15 protein-coding genes and 1 pseudogene are annotated in these 18,794 nt (G+C 65.4%); 9 read left to right on the forward strand and 7 right to left on the reverse strand.

Annotated elements, in window-relative coordinates; translation table 11 throughout:
* Positions 1–527: 527 nt before the first annotated feature.
* Entirely contained in the window at positions 528–1,088 is a 561-nt protein-coding gene (locus A6A08_RS07125) for a hypothetical protein (protein WP_143181695.1), read from the forward strand.
* Positions 1,089–1,445: 357 nt separating this feature from the next.
* Here the strand turns inward: A6A08_RS07125 and A6A08_RS07130 are convergent, their stop codons facing one another.
* Positions 1,446–1,637 carry a hypothetical protein gene (locus A6A08_RS07130; RefSeq protein ID WP_073701736.1) on the reverse strand — a complete coding sequence of 64 codons (192 nt, stop codon included), beginning with the start codon at positions 1,635–1,637 and terminating at the stop codon, positions 1,446–1,448.
* A 200-nt stretch (positions 1,638–1,837) separates the two neighbouring features.
* Here A6A08_RS07130 and A6A08_RS07135 point away from each other — a divergent pair, with 200 nt between their 5' ends.
* From A6A08_RS07135 to A6A08_RS27445, 3 genes are all read left to right on the forward strand, one after another.
* On the forward strand, positions 1,838–2,965 hold the full coding sequence (locus A6A08_RS07135) for a hypothetical protein (protein ID WP_073701737.1): 1,128 nt from the start codon (positions 1,838–1,840) through the stop codon (positions 2,963–2,965).
* 705 nt (positions 2,966–3,670) lie between these two features.
* On the forward strand, positions 3,671–3,850 hold the full coding sequence (locus A6A08_RS28155) for a hypothetical protein (protein ID WP_073701738.1): 180 nt from the start codon (positions 3,671–3,673) through the stop codon (positions 3,848–3,850).
* 44 nt (positions 3,851–3,894) lie between these two features.
* Entirely contained in the window at positions 3,895–4,617 is a 723-nt protein-coding gene (locus A6A08_RS27445; protein ID WP_199866862.1) for an HNH endonuclease, read from the forward strand.
* A 152-nt stretch (positions 4,618–4,769) separates the two neighbouring features.
* Here A6A08_RS27445 and A6A08_RS07150 read toward each other — a convergent pair whose 3' ends face one another.
* A complete protein-coding gene (locus A6A08_RS07150) occupies positions 4,770–5,732 on the reverse strand; it encodes a hypothetical protein (RefSeq protein ID WP_073701739.1) in 963 nt (320 codons plus the stop codon).
* A 271-nt stretch (positions 5,733–6,003) separates the two neighbouring features.
* Between A6A08_RS07150 and A6A08_RS07155 the strand changes: the two are divergent.
* The 3 genes and pseudogenes from A6A08_RS07155 to A6A08_RS07165 all read left to right on the forward strand — a co-directional run.
* A pseudogene (locus A6A08_RS07155) lies at positions 6,004–7,233 on the forward strand (IS701 family transposase); the annotation flags it as partial.
* A gap of 477 nt (positions 7,234–7,710) precedes the next feature.
* Positions 7,711–8,271: a hypothetical protein gene (locus A6A08_RS07160; protein WP_073701740.1), complete on the forward strand. Its 561-nt coding sequence runs from the start codon at positions 7,711–7,713 to the stop codon at positions 8,269–8,271.
* A gap of 94 nt (positions 8,272–8,365) precedes the next feature.
* A complete protein-coding gene (locus A6A08_RS07165; protein ID WP_073701741.1) occupies positions 8,366–8,767 on the forward strand; it encodes a hypothetical protein in 402 nt (133 codons plus the stop codon).
* Between the two features lie 36 nt (positions 8,768–8,803).
* Here the strand turns inward: A6A08_RS07165 and A6A08_RS07170 are convergent, their stop codons facing one another.
* Positions 8,804–9,313, reverse strand: a complete 510-nt coding sequence (locus tag A6A08_RS07170; protein WP_073701742.1) for a hypothetical protein — start codon at positions 9,311–9,313, stop codon at positions 8,804–8,806.
* A 4-nt stretch (positions 9,314–9,317) separates the two neighbouring features.
* Positions 9,318–9,623: a hypothetical protein gene (locus A6A08_RS27450; protein ID WP_073701743.1), complete on the reverse strand. Its 306-nt coding sequence runs from the start codon at positions 9,621–9,623 to the stop codon at positions 9,318–9,320.
* A gap of 267 nt (positions 9,624–9,890) precedes the next feature.
* Between A6A08_RS27450 and A6A08_RS27455 the strand changes: the two genes are divergently transcribed.
* Positions 9,891–10,358 carry a DUF4352 domain-containing protein gene (locus tag A6A08_RS27455; RefSeq protein WP_073701744.1) on the forward strand — a complete coding sequence of 156 codons (468 nt, stop codon included), beginning with the start codon at positions 9,891–9,893 and terminating at the stop codon, positions 10,356–10,358.
* Between the two features lie 481 nt (positions 10,359–10,839).
* Here A6A08_RS27455 and A6A08_RS07185 read toward each other — a convergent pair whose 3' ends face one another.
* From A6A08_RS07185 to A6A08_RS07195, 3 genes are all read right to left on the reverse strand, one after another.
* Positions 10,840–12,870, reverse strand: coding sequence for a tetratricopeptide repeat protein (locus tag A6A08_RS07185; protein WP_242422160.1), 2,031 nt, complete (start codon positions 12,868–12,870; stop codon positions 10,840–10,842).
* Between the two features lie 1,026 nt (positions 12,871–13,896).
* Positions 13,897–14,823, reverse strand: coding sequence for a hypothetical protein (locus A6A08_RS07190; RefSeq protein ID WP_073701746.1), 927 nt, complete (start codon positions 14,821–14,823; stop codon positions 13,897–13,899).
* 3 nt (positions 14,824–14,826) lie between these two features.
* Positions 14,827–15,246: a hypothetical protein gene (locus tag A6A08_RS07195; protein ID WP_242422161.1), complete on the reverse strand. Its 420-nt coding sequence runs from the start codon at positions 15,244–15,246 to the stop codon at positions 14,827–14,829.
* 148 nt (positions 15,247–15,394) lie between these two features.
* Here A6A08_RS07195 and A6A08_RS07200 point away from each other — a divergent pair, with 148 nt between their 5' ends.
* Positions 15,395–18,535: a CHAT domain-containing tetratricopeptide repeat protein gene (locus A6A08_RS07200; RefSeq protein ID WP_073701747.1), complete on the forward strand. Its 3,141-nt coding sequence runs from the start codon at positions 15,395–15,397 to the stop codon at positions 18,533–18,535.
* Positions 18,536–18,794 lie beyond the last annotated feature (259 nt).

The raw sequence follows: 18,794 nt of genomic DNA on the forward strand, positions 1-18,794 counted from the left end.
TGGGGCAAATCCAGGGCGGGCCTCTCGCCTGTCCGATTGGCGAGACGCCCTGTTACACGCCCGGCAAAGCTCGCTTATCGTACATACGCGTTTAAGCGACTGCCTGCCGTGAGGCCAGATCGAGATGCCAACGAATTTGATCCGTGCCTCGCTGGCCATAGGAAATGCTCGGTGATTGATCGGCTGTTCCGCGACGGGGCGACACGGGGTGGTCTCCGGTGGCACGCAGCGGGACACTAACGCCCGGATGAGCCGGAACGAAATCCCACATAACGGGTTATTCCATCCACTCGCACGCGGACTTTTAATCCGTGGGTCCAAGTCCTAATCCCTTGGGCTGACTCGTGTATGACGGGAGGCGATCCCGGTACACACCAGAGTCTCCATCACACCCGGCACGAGACAGGTTTCCCGGTCGCTGGTGTGCCGCTCCAGCGGATGCCCGGCCTCAAACCTCTTCGCACTTCATGGGTGCCTCCTAGTCTACGCTCAGGTTCGTGGACACACTCACTACTCTGGTCATCCCCTTGTCCGCTGTGGCTGTCGCCGCGGTGACCACCGTCGCCGCTGTGGCCGCCGCGTGTTCCGCCCGGCGCTCGGCCCGCAGCGCCGCCGCCATGGCCGCCAACGATGCCGCCCGGCGCCATGAGGACCTGGCCCCGCGGATCGAGCTACGGGCGCGGCAGCTGCACGGGGACCGCGCTGAGCTGCTCCTGACCCTGATCGGCCCCGACACCCTGGGAGGTGTGGACACCCTCCGGGTCCGTGTGGACGATGAGCACGACCAACCACGCACACCGGTCACCGTCGGCTCCTACACGCAGGAGGAGTTGGACGCGCAGATCTGGGGGCCCTACCGGCTCACCCCGACTGGGCCCGGCGACGACCGTCGCACCCTTACTCTGACCGATGTGGGCATTGGTGCCAGGCGGCCCCTGGCCCTGGAACGCACCACCGCCCCGCCCTGGTCCGACCCCGAATGGTGGCGGCACACCTACGATGGCGCACCCGTGTTCGTCACCCTCACCTGCCACCGCGACGGACACGAACCCTGGTCGCTTCCCCGCCGCCGGGTCGACGTCGTCTGAGCATCGCGGGACGTGAGGATCCCGGTGTGTGCCCCGAAAAGGCAGGCGCATGGTGTCAGGGTGAGCGGTGGCGCGCATCCACTGGCCCGGCCCTTGGCCTGTCGGCACCGCGGCCGGGCACAGCCGAAGTCGTAGCCGGTCGTGGTGCCGCAGCGGCGTCCCGGGCACTCACCGCCGAGTAGCGACGAAGGATCCCAGGAGTCGTAGGCAGCCCTGAGGCCGGTGCCCTGCCCGAGTCGGCGCCGAGCTTGCGGTCAAGGGCTGCGGGACGCACGGTGCACGATGCCGGGCATCCGTGCGGTGCCACCTCGCGATGATGGCCCCGCACGGAAGCCCGGAGGCGTCCGTGCCCAGTGATCAATCCAGGATCTGGTGAAGCCCCACCAGGGCCGTCACTCCCACCCCCAGGGCGATGTAGGGGGCGGCCCCCAGCAGCAGCGCAGCGCCGACGAATCCGCCAGAGCCGATCAGGATGATGGCCCAGCGGTGCGGGAGCCGCGCAGGCTCGGAGGTGGTGGCAGGCGCGTCCTTCGCGGTCTTCTTGAACATATTCCCTCCTCAGGGATCCCCCCGGGGAGCCGGACCGGCTTTCCCAGGGATGCAGGGTGAGCGACATTTTTCGCCCGACTGGTTCCCATGATCCCGCACCCGTGGTAGCCTCCGCCGAGGAATGGATGACGTTTCAATCCACCTTAGAGGTTGGGAACAGTAACGATGAAACACACTCCTAAGAGGATTGAAACGACACTATGAACTACTCATCCAAAGGGCTTTCTGAGCCGACGCAGCAGCAGGAGGCCTGGCAGACTCGGAAACGTCGGCTGGACGAGGTGATCCGCAAGAAACGCCACACGAGCGCAGCCGATGCCCTGACCGACTTGTGGTCGACCAAGTCCTCAGGCCGGCCCGACTCCATCAAGGTCCGTCCACAGTTCGTGTGCAGCTGGCGTCCGAGCAAGGACGAGGACTTGGTGTCTCCTCTGCTGCCCGGCCTCATCCGCTCACGCGGCATCGCTCTGCGCTTCTATCTGCTCGCGCTGTTCGCCGCCCAGTCGCTGCCCGCTACCGGCAGGCCTGACCGGCCGGACTTGCCTTTCACCCAAGGCGGGGACGCAACCGGCCCCGGATGGGTCGACCTGATCGCCCTGGACGTGGCCTACCACCGGGGTACCGGCACCTATGAGCCCCCTACGCGCATCGAACGCGACTTCATCACGGCGTACAAACGCCAGATCACCAAGGCGTTGAGCTCCCTGCGTGAGCGCGGCCTGATCGAGATCCCCACACGCCCGGGAGGTCGCTACGACTACCTGGGCTTCACGCTCATGAGCGAGTTGGGGAGCGGCCCCTACCAGTCGGCCCGCCGGTACACCGTGCCCTCGCGCGGCATCGGCATCCCCCGGGAATTCTTCACCTCGGGGTGGATTAACGCCCTGACCCCGTCGGAGATCGCCACCTGGTTGGCGCTGCGCTTCCTCAAATGGTGGATGCCCACCAGCCACGATCAGCGGGGCGTCTTCCTCTACGGCCAAACCCGAGAGACGTACTTCGGCTTGAAAAAGGACGCCTATCAGGACTCCTGCCGAGTGCTGGTGCGCTTGGGGCTGCTGGAGGACGTCACCGACGCTCCCGCACTCGGGGAGGAGTCCGCCGACCCCACGCCGTTCGACCAGGCGCCGACGCTGAGCCTGGCTTTCGCCGACCTGGCTGGGAAGGCCACCCGTGAGGGCCCCTATAAGCCCAAACGGTTCAAGTTCACCGACGACCGCCTGGCCGACGACGGCGTCACCGTGGTGCGCGACACCCTCCCCAAACTCGTCGAGGACGCTCAGCAGGAGCGCCAGATCACCGCGCATCAACGGCGACAGCGTCAATAACCCACCCCGCGCACGTGAGTGTGTCGCCTGACTGAGCAGGACCGAGCCCCCACCCAAACCGCAGTCCGGCAACTCAATCCCCGACAGCGGCCGAGGCCGCGGCCCGCACGATGCCCGCAGGGCTCACCGGCACCGCCTGGCCGGACTCCACGGCCCTAGACTGGACCAATGCGCTGCCGCGCGCACCGTCAGCTGGTCCGGACCGCGGTGCAGGTTCAGGCCGGCTGACGCCCCGGAACAGGCGCCACCCCCTCAGAAGGCGGCGGCCAATCGCGATTCCACCCGCGTCGCGGGTATCGAGCAGCTTGCCCTGCTCACGGCGCCGGGGGTGCAGACTCGGCGGGTGCGCCGTCCCGTGCCGGAGCGTGGTCGCCCAGGTCCTCAACCCCGGCCACTGGGAAGTCGTGGAGGGGCACCGGCCCCCACAGGAGCCGGAAGAAGACAAGGACGCCCGTAGGTAGCGCGCTGGACCAAAACGTCAACCTGGTCGAAGCGGACAGGCCTCAGGCCCCACCCGGCTGACCAACTCACGTGCGACGGCCCGGAACCCGCCAGGGGTTCCGGGCCGTACCACGTTCCCTTGTTGCGTGCCGGGTGTGATGGAGGCTCTGGTGTGGGCCGGAACCATTCCCCGCCCCTCCCCAACGCTCTACCTTGATCTCACCCTCCTAGTTCGACGAAGCTCTCGACACGAAAGCTCCCCCGATGAGCCGTTCCCCCGAAGAGCCCTGGACCATCAACGACCTTCGATCCGCCTACGAACGCTATGCCGAGATCGTCAACACCAGCGACCTGGCCCCGTCGACGAAAACCACCTACCTCGTCCACGCCGACCGATTCGTACGCTGGATGGCCGGCGAGATCAGCATCCGAGGCGAGCAGTGACCTTCGAGCACTCCGACCGCTCCATTCCCTCGGGGAGAACGTCCGTGACCCACATCGTCATCACCACCGACACCGATGACTGCTACCACACCAGTGAGGAGTGCGCGGCGTTCCGCGCAAGCCACGCCACCAACGAGGCACAAGCAAAAGGTCGACGCCGCATCGTGCGGATCACCGTGGCCGACGCGGAAGGGTTCGGCCGACGGCCGTGCACCGTGTGCGGCGCGCAGGAGCGCGCGAACGCCGAACAGCCGAAGTTCCTACGCGAGCTCCTTGCCGACCTCAGCCCAGCCGAGAAGCGAAGGCGGCAGGCCTGGATCCGGCGTGAGCGTACACGTGCCAACGGGCCCGTCGAGAGGTTCACCACCCGGGAGATCGGTGACCGGGACGGGTGGGTCTGCGGGCTCTGCCACGACCCTGTCGATCCGTCCTACAAGGTTCGTGACCCGCGTTCCCCGAGCGTCGACCACATCCGAGCCGTCTCCCTCGGAGGAACCCAGACCCGCGACAACGTCCGGATCACCCACCTGGGATGCAATCACGAACGCAACAACAGCACCGAGTTACTCAACCTGGAAGACGCCCGAAGAGTACAGGAGATCATCGACCAGGTCCTCGGTGTGAAACGACAGGCCACCACCGCGGAACTGGAAGCAGCGCTCGAACACTCTCGGGAACAACACCATCCGGATCAGTACCGGCAGAGCCTCCGGCGAGCGGTCCAGAAGTACGAACGCGGCGGCCGGGACTCCTCACAGCCGACGTGAGTCCGGCGAGCCGGACCTCGCCCGCTGGCCGACCTCACGAGTCACCACCGCAGTGCGGTGCAGAAGCATCAAGCGAAAACAACCTCCCCAGAGAGTGACGGGAGGCAATCCCGGCACACACAAGACCCTCCATCCTCCCGACACGAGACAGGTCAGGTACGCGCGATCACTACGCCAGCAACCGACTGTCTGACCCATGAGGGCAATGATCCGCTAACAAGCGCATCCATGACGTACGCAGGGGGAGCGGCGCGCAGACCTCTCAGAATGTGTTGGAAGTAGGGCTCGCGGAAGTGTCCGCGGTCCAGCGGGAGGGTATCGAAGAGTGGCTCACTACCCACGTCCACGGTGTCCGAGGACACCCCTGAGAACTGCAACTGTCGTTCGAACGCCACCCGGTCTAGCAGCACTCGCGCGGCAGCACGAGCCCCGCGCTGCGGTTGCTGGAGAAATTGCTTTAAGGCCGGTGAGAGGCTGCCGTCTGCGAGAAGGTATCCGTACAGAGCCCGGGATCTGTTGTCGTGGAACGGTAGTTGTTCTAACGGAGTGCATTGAACGAACGCCTGGGCCGCCGCGTGCCTAGGTTGAAGAGCGATCTCATCAGCTTCCAGCGCAGTGAGCACGGATACGCTGGCCTGTCGGCAACGTTCACAGGCCAGCGAGTGCTCCCGGCATCTCAGGTCGGCGCGCTGGTCAGGCAGACCGTAGTAGAGCGTGTAAACGGCAGGGACCCCAAAGTCCCTTGCGGTGTGCATAAGTAGGTCGATCTGCCTACCGTTCTTATTCCTGTACAGGAAGTCGATCTCTCGAGCCCCCGGGGTGCCGTGAAGCCGCTTGGCCTGTGACAGCATCCCGAAGCACACGCCATCCGGGTCCAGCCACCACCACAACCAGTCAGCACCCATGAAACCCTCCTGGCGACGGGAGGGCTTGACTGTCAGCACCCGGGGCGCGGCGCCGTTACAGAGCATCTCCGTGGCTGTCTCTTCGGACCAGTCCTGGAAAGCAGCGAGGGACTCGTCAACGTAGGTGTCAACTTTGAGTCGCCCCTGGCGCAGCGATGCAGTCAGGCTAATGTCCCCTACGTCACGGCCAGCATCAATTGGATCGCTCAATTGCAGCACTTCCTATACGAAGTCAGTCCATGTGAGTGGCCCAGAACACCCCTGGCCCTGCTCTAGTACTCCAGTTGTAGATCCGGTTTGCCCTGAACTGGGACCACTTGCCGGAGATGGCAGCGAGGCAAGCCCTTGATCTGAGGAAACGCCGGACACACGGACGGCCACCGCGTGATCATCAATGGTTGTGAAGACAAAGAAGAACCCGGCGGTGGCCGCTGACATCAGCGTAGCGGCCAGGCGCTGGCCACACCGGCTGAACGACCTCATCCACACGATCTCCGACCGCCTGGTCCGACCCGAAACCCAACACACCGCCCACGACCTCCTGCGCGGCCTGCTCGCCCCACTGGCACGCAAGAACTGCTGGACCCTGGCCGAACACGCCGGCCACCCCAACCCCCACCGCTTCCAGCACCTGCTCTCGCGCGCCCGCATCAACGAAGTGGGATTGGTCGAGGACCTGCGCACCTACGCCCGTACCCACCCGGGAGAACAGGACGCGGTCCTGATCCTGGACGAGACCGGCGACCTGAAGAAAGGCACCGAGACAGTCGGGGTCCAACGCCAGTACACCGGCACCGCCGGGCGCATCGAGAACGCCCAGGTCGCGGTCTACCTCGCCTACGTCACCCCGGCCGGGCACGCTCTGATCGACCACCGCCTCTACCTGCCCCGCTCCTGGACCAACGACCCCCAACGCCTGCAAACAGCGGGCGTTCCCGACCACATCGCCTTCGCCACCAAACCCGCACTCGCCGAGCAGATGATCACCACCGCCCTGGCCGCGCACACCCCAGCGGCATGGGTGGCAGCCGACGAGGTCTACGGAGGCAACCCGCACCTGCGCCGAACCCTGGAGGAACACCGGCTCGGCTACGTCATGGCCGTGGCCCGCACCGAACGCCTGATGCTGCCCCGCGGCCCGGCCACCGTCGCCGAACTCGCGATCCTGGCCCCCGACTCAGCGTGGCAACGCCTATCCGCCGGGCCCGGAGCGAAGGGCCAGCGCTTCTACGACTGGGCGCTCATCGAGGCCGAACCCGCCCCGGGCGGGTTCCGGTGGGCGCTGATCCGACGCCATCGCACTACGGGTGAGCTGGCCTTCTACCGGTGCTACGCACCCGAAATGGTGCCGTTGAAGCGCCTGGTGGCCGTGGCCGGGCGCCGGTGGGCGGTCGAGGAGAGCTGCCAGCAGGGCAAGGGCCTGGCCGGGCTGGACGAGCACCAGGTACGCACGTGGTGCTCCTGGCACCGGTGGAGCCTGTTCGCGATGCTCGCCTACGCCTTCCTCGCGGTGTGCGCGGCCATCGAAGCCCGCCAGTGCCCACCCGGGGAGGGTTTGATCGCGTTGACGTGCAACGAGATCGCGCACCTGCTCAACGCCTTGTTCGTGGTGGTCCCTGATGGCGAGCACGTACTGGGTTGGTCGTTGTTCAGAAGCTCCCACCAGGCCAAAGCCCGCGAGTGCCACTATCGCAGACAGGCGCTCCAGGAACTATGGCAAACCGGAACTACAACTGGAGTACTAGACATATTGACGATGGCGCCTCCGAGGGAATGAATTACGAATTTCTTCTGAAAATAGCGGGACACAATCAAAGCCAGCCCGATAGCTGCCATTATCGAGGCCGCGAAGATCAACCCTACAACTCCAGCGACGATAAGTACGGATCGTCCCAGACTTGCTCCGTCAAGCCTGGAGGTGGCAACCAGCACACTGAAGGTAAGAACGCTCAAGATAGAGAGAGGGGACCAATTCACAGAGTCCAGCACACCAATCCTGCGAGACTCACAAACCTTCTCGATGGTGTTCAACACGCCCCGAGCGGTCATATCCGGCTCAACAAGCACGATCTTGGAGCCAGGTCCGAGTTCTACCCGAATGGCTGATTCACCGCTGGTGGCCCGCATCTCCACACGTTCGAGGCGCTCGGGCAGTTCATCCCGCATCCTCGCGCTGTATCGTGCCGCCATGGAGTCACAGCCCCCCACCGCCCTGGACGTCACCACCCTCGTGGTCGCCATTTGCGCAGCCGTCGTAGCCGCCACGGCGCTGGGCTGGCAGATCGCCTCTTGGCTGCTGTCGGGCGGACGCGCCAAGGTCGAGCTACTCAACGGCGCCCTACACCAATTCGGGCCTCAGTGGATCGTCATGCCACCCAACAAGCCCCTCGACCCCAGTGGAGCCGCGAACGGCTTCACAAGGCGAGCCATCTTCGTGGAAGTCCGCAACGTGGGGCGGCTACCTATCACTGTCACTTCCTGGCAGCTCAAACTCCCAGGCGGAGTCAAGATCGGTGAGTTGAACTCACCCAACGGCCCAAGGCTGCCTCACCGCTTGGACGTCGGAGACAGCGAGAAGTGGGCCATCGAGGTCGACAGCGAGCTGGTTGCGGCTCTCCGCGCCACCCGGAAGATAGCGAAGGTCAACGACGTCGAAATCCGCGCGGTGGTCTCGCTCGGCAGTGGTAAGGAGATCAAGACCCCACAGCGGATTACCTTCACGGCCAACGAGCTCGAGCAGGGCGCGTAGCGGCTACTGCTCGTCGGTGACCTGGATGGCACCCGGCGCGTCGTCGGCGCGGCTAGAGTGACCACGCCGCGCCCGTCGACCCTGAGGAGGAGTCTTGACCAACCACGCCGCCCGCCCGGTGCCGGGATTCCCGACGCACGGGCACCGAGGGGGCCTCGTCAGCTTGAAGGTGTGGTGCCGCTGGTGCTGCGAGTGGCACACCCACAGCCACGAGGGATACGCGGCGGGGCACGTCACGCACCGCGTCGCCCACTGCCGGACCCCGGGCAACCCAAACCTGGTGCCCAACCCGCCGTACCCCGTCTCTGAGGGCTACTGGATCGAGGTTCAGGCCGCCCCGTTCAGCGAGGTTGAGAAGCTGGTGAAGGAATCCACAACCGCCCAGCGGCGGGCCATGGCGCGTCAGGGGTACGAGCCGACCGACGCCGTCCGCAGGCTCCGAGCCCAGCGTCTGGTTCAGCAGGACACCCGCTGGACCGTCGTCCACGACGAGTAAGGTTCCGAGGTCACGGCGCGCCCCCGACCGGCATGGTCAGAGGCGCGGCAGCTTCCGAGGATCGAACAGAACGGTCTCCATCTTCTTTCCGCCTCCGGCGGTCTCGGGCCTGTCCCACGTCACCTGAACGTAGAACGCTTCAGGCGGAGGGATCCCGTCGCCCTCATAGGAGACTCCGTATTCGAACTCCACTCCGCTCCTTGGAGCCACCTCGTCCTCTCTGCCTTGCCGGACGATCCGCTCACCCTTGACCACGACGTTTAGGGCTAGCTCGCCGCCCGTGTTCACCACGCGCCCCTTACGCGCACCACCGTCCCGGTAGACCTCCAAGTCCGGCTTGTCCATTCGTTCAGGGGTCCATGCGGCCAGCTTGCCGCGCCGGTCCTCCTCCGCAAACGCGGCCTGCTTGCTGTCCGCCTTGGCCGACTTCCTGGCCTCCCGCCAGGCAAGGATCGCGACCACCAAGGCGGCAGCTGCGACAAGGAAGGAAGCAGCTGCAACGATGACTGCCCACCACGCGGGGTCACTCCAGTCGATGACGTTCACAGCGTTACTCCTTGAGGAACTGGGCCAGGTCGAGCGGCTCAAGCTCCCGATAAGAGAACGGTCCCGCCTCATCGACGTGGATACGCTCGGGCCACTTGATGGCCTCGAACCGGGCGTACAGGTCGAGGTCCCCGGACGCGACCACGCGGGGGCTGTCACCCGCGAACAGGGCGACCATGTGGACCTGCTGGCAGTCGCAGGGGAGACAGAACGCCAGGTCGGTTCCGGCGTTGGCGACGGCGTCGAGCGCCGCCGGGTACTCGACGGTGTGGCCCTGCTGGCAGACGACGAGGGAGGAAGGCTGGTTCATGTCGGGACGGTAGCAGGCCAGCGACCCGACATGGGCGGCTTTGCCCTACTGCTGTTCGACGGGCGGGCCCGGGTCGACCGGCCCCGCGTAAAGCCCGTTGGGTCACCGACCCAAACGGTGCGCTCCCAGCCGGTCGCCGAACTGGACCGACATAATGGTCTGCGCACAGACCACCCCCTCCCGGAGGACTCCATGACGGCCCCATCCCCCACCCCACCCGCTTCCAAGTTCCCAGCCGGATGGGCGTTCGGCTGCGGGTGTGGAGGCATGGTCCTCGGCGCCCTGGCCATGTTCATCTTCGTGCTGGCCACGTACCCGATGCCCGAGGAAACCTCGACCACCGCACAGGCCGAGGTGGAAGAGCAGCAGGTTGGGCGTGACGAGGCGTTCGAGTTCAACCAGTTCAGCGTCACTGTTGAAGACGTCGAGATGGACGCCACGCACTTCGACGGCGACATGATCACCTCGGCGGGCACCTACGTGGTCGTGACGGTGCGGGTCGAGAACACCTCCCAGGAACCTCAGGAGGCGGATCGGCGGTGGTTCCGTCTGGCGGACGCCGAGGGGGCCGTCTACGAGTACGACAGCAACCTGGCCATCCGGACGCGGCAGGACGTGAACCCGGGCAACGCGCTGGTCGTCCCGAACCCCTACAGCGTTCCGGCCGATGCGGAGATCACCCATCTTGTCGTCGGGGACGAAGAAGACGGGGCAGTGGTCAGAGTCGAGCTGTAGGCCACCAGCGATCCAGCTCCGCGGCTAACGAGTGGTCATTGCTTCACAACGACGAGTGCAGCCGGCCACGGGCCGCTCTCCCTTGACCTGGCGGGGTCGGGTGGGCCAACACCCGCCCCCGCCAGATCAAGGAAGGCCCCTAGAATCCGCCGACCGACCGGGGCCGACGTGTCCAATTCGTCGCATGAACGTTCTGCGGCAAGTGACGGGAGGCGCTCCCGCCACGCACCACAGCCTTTACCAACCCCGGGACCAGACACCCAGCCCGCAGCATCCGCACCGCTTGTACACTAAACCTGCTCCAGGTATGACCAGCACCCCTGGATCCAGTTTCCCCATGAAGGGGCCAGAAACAATCCAAGTGTGGGGCAAAGCTGGGTGAGCCGTTCCCTAGCCTTCCTCATGATCACCGCGTGATAGGCAGCACGAAACACGCCGTAGCCTCCATTAATCATGAAACAAAACCTCTAGTGCACCGGGGTCACTCCTCTTCGTGAGCCTGCCGATACCATTGTTCAGCTTCCTCAACGCGGTCGGCCCCGGTTAGCAGATCCCCGAGGCTGGACATCGCGTCAGTGTCACCTTCTTCAGCAGCCTGCCGATACCATCGCTCAGCCTCTTCAATGCGACCCACCCCAACCAGACGATATGCGAGCATGTGCATCGTTAAGGTGTCGTCTGGTTCGGCAGCCTGGCGCCACCACCGCTCAGCCTCCTCAACGCGACCGACCCCGGCCAGCCAGTCCCCGAAGTCGAACATCGCGGCCCTGTCGCCTTCTTCAGCAGCCTGACGCCACCACCCCTCAGCCTCCTCAACGCGACCGGCCCCGGCCAGCGCACCCCCGAGGCTGGACATCGCACCGGTGTCACCTTCTTCAGCAGCCTGGCGCCACCACCACTCAGCTTCCTCAACGCGGTCGGTCCCGGTTAGCAGATCCCCGAGGCTGGACATCGCGTCAGTGTCACCTTCTTCAGCAGCCTGCCGATACCATCGCTCAGCCTCTTCAATGCGACCCACCCCAACCAGACGATATGCGAGCATGTGCATCGTTAAGGTGTCGTCTGGTTCGGCAGCCTGGCGCCACCACCGCTCAGCCTCCTCAACGCGACCGACCCCGGCCAGCCAGTCCCCGAAGTCGAACATCGCGGCCCTGTCGCCTTCTTCAGCAGCCTGACGCCACCACCCCTCAGCCTCCTCAACGCGACCGGCCCCGGCCAGCGCACCCCCGAGGCTGGACATCGCACCGGTGTCACCTTCTTCAGCAGCCTGGCGCCACCACCGCTCAGCCTCCTCAACGCGACCCACCCTGACCAGCAAGCCCCCGAGGAAGAACATCGCGAAGGTGTCACCTTCTTCAGCAGCCTGGCGCCACCACCGCTCAGCCTCCTCAACGCGACCCACCTCGCGCAGTAGATCCCCGAGGAAGAACATCGCCAAGGTGTCGCCTGCCTTAATTAGAGGAAGCCAGGCCGCTTCAGCGATGCCGATCTCACCTTCGGACTTGGCCGTAATGGCAATGCCGTAGCAGTCTTCGTTGGTGGCCAGTTTCAGGGCCGTGCGCCAGGTGCTCTCCGGGATGGGGGTCTCAGTGGTGAGGTAGTCGAAGGCTCTCCACCGGTGACCGTAATGGTCGGTGGGCACCAGAAGACCGGCTACCCCGCTACGCACTTGCGTAGCCCATTCCCAGGCACGCTCGGCTTCCTCCGGGAGTGGAGGAGACCCGGGGAGGTAGGCGGTGTGGGCCTGCGCGATCTGTTCGCGGGTCAGTGGGGCAGTCAACCCGACCCGGGCCAGGTCCACGGCCGCTGCCACCATCGCGTACCCGCGTATATGACCGTTGTCCGGTCCGCTCTGCCAAGCCTGCTGGAGCACCGGGCCAGCAGCCAGTTGCTCGGCTACTCCAAAGCGACCATCGCCAGCCGCCGCGATCAGACGCTGATCCTCTGAGCGCATAGCGCGCTCACGCTCAGCGGGGCTCCAGCACCGATCAATGGTCACGGCAGGGAACTTGAGCACCGCATAACTCACGCCCTGAGGACCGTGGTCAGTAGTTGTCGGACGCAAAAGCTGAAATTGCTTCTGGCGAATAGTGGCAGCCACAATCGCATCGGCTTGACCGAGTTGGGAGAGCAAAGTAGGGGTGAGACCGGAAGCTCCCAGATGGCGTTCCAAGTCGTCCAACCAGACCACCCACCCATGAGGTGCCTGTGCAGCTCGGGCGCTAAGCCAAGCGGGCAGAGGGCGCAGGTTGGTGCCCTCGGGCGGGGCAACCAGCAACCGCTGAGGCATGGTGCGTACCAGCGCCGCCGCCAAAGCACGGGTCTTACCTGCGGTGGAAGCCCCGACCACCAGCACCAGGCCACCGCGCGGACTCGCAGCGGCCGCTTCGAGTCGCCGGTCGAGTTCGGTGTCAGCATCGCGAACCACGTAAGGGGGCAATTCGTCGCTGATGGTGCCGGGGAGGGCGGCGTGAACACCGAGCTCACGTGCATCGGTCTGATCGACGAGCAAAGCAGTGTCCACCCACCCAGGGACCGAGGACGCTGTTGGTGTGGCCAAGATCAGGTCTCCGTGAGGAATTCCGACTTGGTCCGCAGCCTTGTGGTTGTCACCCAGACGGTTGTCTACCCCAGCAGCCACCGGTGTCGAGGTAGGGGGTTGGGGACCGTGGCGTGGCCAAGCCAAAACCACCGCTACAGCGGTCAGGACGAAGGAACCACTACCCGCAATCCACGAAAGCTCTTCCAGACCAGGCAGCACCAAACCAACGGCTACCAGAGCCAGGACGGCTCCTCCAGCGGTCGCGGCCACCCAAGCCCAAATTCGTCTCATGCCCCGATCCTGCCGCCCATACAGTGTTTCTTGCTACACAGTGGTCAACAAACGCCAAGCGGACCCCATACGGGGTTGAGGTCGGAGCCTCGCCACCAGTGCACTCCCACAAGATCCTCGCAAGGTGCCATCGGACGCCGCCGACAGACCGCGTGTGCTCCGTTTATGCTCCGCAGTTCCGGTCTGGGGCGACACTGGGCGGCACCTCTTGACACGAAACGATGGTGGTGATCGGATGGATAGGGACGAAACGGCACCCTGTGGCACGTAGAGACACGAAAGCGCCCTTCTAATCCGATGGTCGCAGGTTCGAATCCTGCCGGGTGCGCCACAAAACCCCAGATCAGACGGGGCATAACGCCTTAACTTCGAGGAGACGCCGCACTGATGGGACCAGGGTGGGACCGAGGTGGGACCAGAACCAAACCCCGCCGACCACGCCCCCTCGTATGTCGACCTGTTCTCCTGGCGTCCCGGAACATCAGCCACGCAGTCCACTCCGCCGCCCACCGCGCCACCTCTGGCAGCACGCTGGCATAGGTGTCCGCGGTCAGCACGATGCTCGCGTGTCCCAGCACCGTCTGGGCGTCTTTCAGCTCCACTTCCGCCCCAACGACACCGCCCCGTGCCGCAGGTCATGCAACCGCACCAACCGCAGGCGACAGACCGCTCCCCGGATTGAGTGCACAAAACAACTCTCGTGCTTCATAGACCCGGTGCCGAAGGAAAGCTGGCGCGCAACCGGTTCGACAGATCCTGCCCGACCTGTTTCGTGAGCAACCCGCTGTAATCCACACCGACCCGCTCAGCCAGATCACCCACATGCAACCGCACCGCGGCCTCCACCAACGTCGCGTACACCTCGGTCGCCGCCCGCGTCCGCCACCACCCCACCACGTTCAAGACCGCGAACACCAACACGGCGGGAAACCACCACACCACCAGCCCCAGGTACAGCACCCCCCACGCCACCAGAGTCGTGGCGCGCCCCAGACCCTGGCGGGCCTCGGTGATCTCCAAACGCACCTGATCGGGCAGCACCAACCACAGATGCGGCCACACCACCGCCACATCCAGGTCATGGTCGCGCTCCAACCGCTGCGCGAGTGCGTTCAACCGATCCCCGCACCAGGTCGGACGCTGCGGGTACTCCACACCCGTCCGAGCCATCCGGTCATAGGCGACCTCAAAAGTGTGCCCCTCCGCGGATCGGAACTGGTGGTCAGGAGAGCGGGCCTGCTCAACCGCTCTGTGGCGCCTGACCCACCGTTGCTGGCGCCACCCGACGAGGGGGTCCACTAACCGGGGCAGGAACCGGGGCCAGGAAGCCCAATCGGCCGCGAACCACACCCGCTCCAGAGCGACTGAGACCCCTTGGGCGGCGAGCCCGACCAGGGCGCTGGCAGCCACCACCGCGACGAACACCACCACCTGCCCGGCCACGGTGTCGATCCGCGGGTCCTCGGCCCAGACCGTGATCTGATCGAGGAGGTGGTCCAGGTCCCAAGTGTGGTCCCGCCCCAGCGTGCGCGCGCCCACGACCGCCGCGACGTAGAGGGCCCCGGGCAGGGCGAGCAGGGTCAGCCACTGCTCGGCGAGCTTCTTGCCCAGCACCGTCAGCAGGACGCCCATCCCCTAGGCTCCCGCGCCGGGTGTCAGCCGTGTGCCGTCGATGTTGCAGGTGGGAACCACGTCAGCAGGGCTCGGCTGCCAGGCCCGCGCGCACCGTTTGCGGGGGCAGCGATAGTCGGCCGAGGCCGGCCGGGCCCGACCGATACCCGCCGCGTTCAACCCCCGCAGCTCCGGAGGCAGGACCGGCTCGGAGCTGAAGGAGTACAGGCCGTGCACGACACCCGACGCGGTCAGGGCAGTGTGCAGGAGGCGCAGGGCCGGGGCCGGATCCTGGCCCGTGCGTGCCGCGTCCAGCACCCGGTCGACCAGCGCAGGGCCCGGGGGGCGGTGGCTCAGCCGGTCACGGATGTCCGGCGCGCTTTCGCAGACGACGGCCAACATGATCTGGACTTCGTCCAGTGCGGTTCGCGGAGGCTGGTTCACACGATTCCTTTCCGCTCCCAAGGAGTCGGCGTCCGAAGGATGAGGGGAGGTGCGCACCAAGAGCGTATCGGCGCGAATCCCTGCTATACGGCGACTTCGGGAACTAGGCTTCTGCTGTTACCAGAACGCGAGGACGAGGTGGCCAAGGGTGCGGGAACAGTGGTTGTCGGCTGTGGATGCGCAGATACGGCAGGTCATTGACAGCCGTGATCCATCCGCCATGCTGGAGTGGGAGGCAGTGGGAGAGTTCGCTCTCCTGGCCGAGTACCTTGATGCGCACCCCGACGACCTCGAGGTCTCACACGCAGTGGGGTTGTCTCATTGGTTCCGGTATCTGGCGTTGCCTGAATGGCAGAACCAGACCGATCTGGACGGCGCCGTCCGTGCCTTGGCACCATGTCTTCTGGCCGGCTTGGAGCCGCTCCCCGAACCTCTTTTGCCGTTGCTCGCGGAGGAGGCTGCCCCCGTAGCCACTGATCTGCTGAGGCAGACGTCGTTCTCCACCGACGCCGACCTTCTGGCTGCCACGGTCTATGCGTGGGAGTGTATGGTGCACGCCACACCGGATAAACACCCCGAACAAGCCGGATATCTGTCCCATCTCGGCGCAGCGCTGCAAGTTCGTTTCGAGCGCACCGGCGATGGCACCGACTTGGAGAAGGCGGTCACCGTCGGCCGCCAGGCGGTCCAGGCCACCCCGAACGACCACCCCTCCCAGGCCGGGTGCCTGTCCAACCTTGGCGCAGCGCTGCGGATCCGCTTCGGGCGTACAGGCGATGTAGGAGATCTGGACGAGGCGGTCACCGTCGGCCGCCAGGCGGTCCAGGCCACCCCGAGCAATCATCCCGAACAAGCCGCGCGTCTGTCCAACCTCGGCGTAGCGCTGCAGGCCCGCTTCGGGCGTACAGGCGATACGGCGGACCTGAACGAGGCGATCACCGTCATCCGCCAAGCAATCCATGCCACCCCGAACGACCACCCCTCCCAGACCGTGTACCTGTCCAACCTCGGCATGGCACTGTGGACCCGGTTCGAGTGCACCGGGGACAGGACCGACCTGGACGAGGCGATCACCGTCATCCGCCAAGCAGTCCACGCCACCCCGAACGACCACCCCAACCAGACCGTGTACCTGTCCAACCTTGGCGCAGCGCTGCGGATCCGCTTCGGGCGTACAGGCGATGTAGGAGATCTGGACGAGGCGATCACTGTCGCCCGCCGGGCGGTCCAGGCCACCCCGAACAACCACCCTGACCAGACCATCATGTTGTCTGACCTCAGTCTCGCACTACAAGTCCGGTTCGGGCACGCTGGGGATGGGACCGACCTGAACGAGGCGATCACCGTCATCCGCCAAGCAGTCCACGCCACCCCGAACGACCACCCCTCCCAGGCCGGGCTCCTGGACAGTCTTGGCGCAGCGCTGGCATCTCGGTTCGAGCGCACCAGGGACGGGACCGACCTGGACGAGGCGATCACCGCGTTCGGCGACGCGTGGCAGGTGCACTCCGCTCCGACGAGGTGGCGTATCCGAGCGGGACATGCATTGGCAGGGTTGGTATCTGACACTGATCCGGTGCGCGCGGCTGAGGTGTGGCAAGAGGTGATCGAGCTCCTGCCACGAGTCGTTCCGCGCCAGCTGGTCCGCGCCGATCAGCAATACGAGTTGGGTCAGTTTTTCGGATGGGCCAGTCAGGCCGCCGCAGCGATGCTGTCCCACCCCGGCCTAGACGAACATCAGCGGGCCATGCGCGCGCTGGCCGTAGTCGAGGCTGGACGGGGCGTGTTGCTGAGTCAGGCATTGAACATTCGCGGTGCGCTTACCAGCCTCGAACACCACGCTCCAGGCCTGGCTTCTCGGTACGTTCGCCTACGCGACCTTCTGGACCCGCCCATCTCAACCGCGTCTGAACACAACGTCGCCGAGGGTGACGTCCCACCCCTGACCACTGAGGTGCCGGGCGAAGGGGAAGCTAGGAAGGCGCATGCTCGCGAGATCAGTCTGGTGCAGGATCGGCATCGTTTGGCGAGTGAGTTCGACGCGGTCCTAGAGGAGATCCGGACGCTGGACGGTTTCGAGACCTTCGGATTGCCGCCATCCGCGCAGGAGCTACTCCAAGAGGCCAGTGAGGGGCCAGTGGTGGTGTTCACGACCGACCCCTACCGTTGTGATGCTCTACTGCTCACCGCCGCCAGTGTCACCCATCTGGAGTTGCCCGGCCTGACCTGGGAGGTGCTGGTGAAGAAGGTCGTCGCCTTCTACCAGGCCCAAGAACAGATCTGGACCACTGCCGATGCGGGACAGGGTGAGGATCCGCAGAAGGTGCTAACAGAAATCCTGGAATGGTTATGGGACGTGGCGGCGGGCCCGGTCCTGGACGCCTTGGGCTTTGACACCGAACCAACAGAAGATGAGTGGCCGCGCGTGTGGTGGTCCCCTGGAGGCATGCTGGGACAGTTGCCCCTGCACGCCGCCGGCCACCACAACGATCCGCCCGGGGCACGGCGCACGGTGATGGACCGCGTCATCTCCTCCTACACCCCGACCGTGCGGGCCCTGCGCTATGCCCGCGAACAGGCCGCCCACCACGAGCACGGAGCAGACGCCCAGGAAGGGGCACTGGTGGTGGCGATGCCCACCACCCCCGGTCAGGGTGCCCTACCGTTTGTGACAGTGGAGGTGGAAAAGGTAAGCGGCCATGTGCCCGACTCCATCGTTTTGACCAAGGCCAGCACTGTGTCCGACAGCACAAGCTTTGATGCGTTGGCCGTGCCGACCAAGGCCAGGGTGCTGGAGCTCCTGCCCCGGGTTCCGATTGTCCACTTCGCCTGTCACGGGCACACCGACCCTGATGATCCCTCACAGAGCAGGCTGCTGTTGCATGACCATGCCGAGGACCCGTTGACCGTGGCGGAGTTGGGGTCGGTTCGTCTGGACCGGGCGCAGCTGGCGTATCTGTCGGCATGCAGGACCGCTTCCCTCACCAATGTGGAGTTGTTCGACGAGGCGGTTCATGTGGCCTCGGCGATCCAGCTGGCCGGGTTCCCACACGTGGTCGGGACCCTGTGGGAGGTCAACGACCAGGTCAGTGCGACTATCGCCGACCTGTTCTACACCCATCTGCGTGGAGAGGCCGAGCAGACGATAGACCCGACACGAGCCGCACACGCACTGCACGCCGCGGTGCGAGCAGTACGGGACGGTGCTGACCTGCAGGACACATTGCCTGGCTGGGATCGGATCGCAGCACCGTTGTTGTGGGCCCCCTACCTCCATATCGGGGCATGAGCCACTCCAGTTCCACACAGTGATACCTCGATACCCGGCCAGAACCAGACAGCCTGGAACGAGGACCTCGCGAGGTGCCATCGGACGCCGACAGGGGCCGGTGTGTGCTCCGATTATGCTCCGCAGTTCCGGACTGGCACGACAGCGGACGACACCTCTTGACACGAAACGATGGTGATGATCGGATGGATAGGGACGAAACGGCATCGTGTGGCAGGTAGAGGCACGAAAGCGCCGGACTTCTAATCCGATGGCCGCA

It is taken from the genome of Nocardiopsis sp. TSRI0078, from assembly GCF_001905145.1.
GTDB lineage: Bacteria > Actinomycetota > Actinomycetes > Streptosporangiales > Streptosporangiaceae > Nocardiopsis.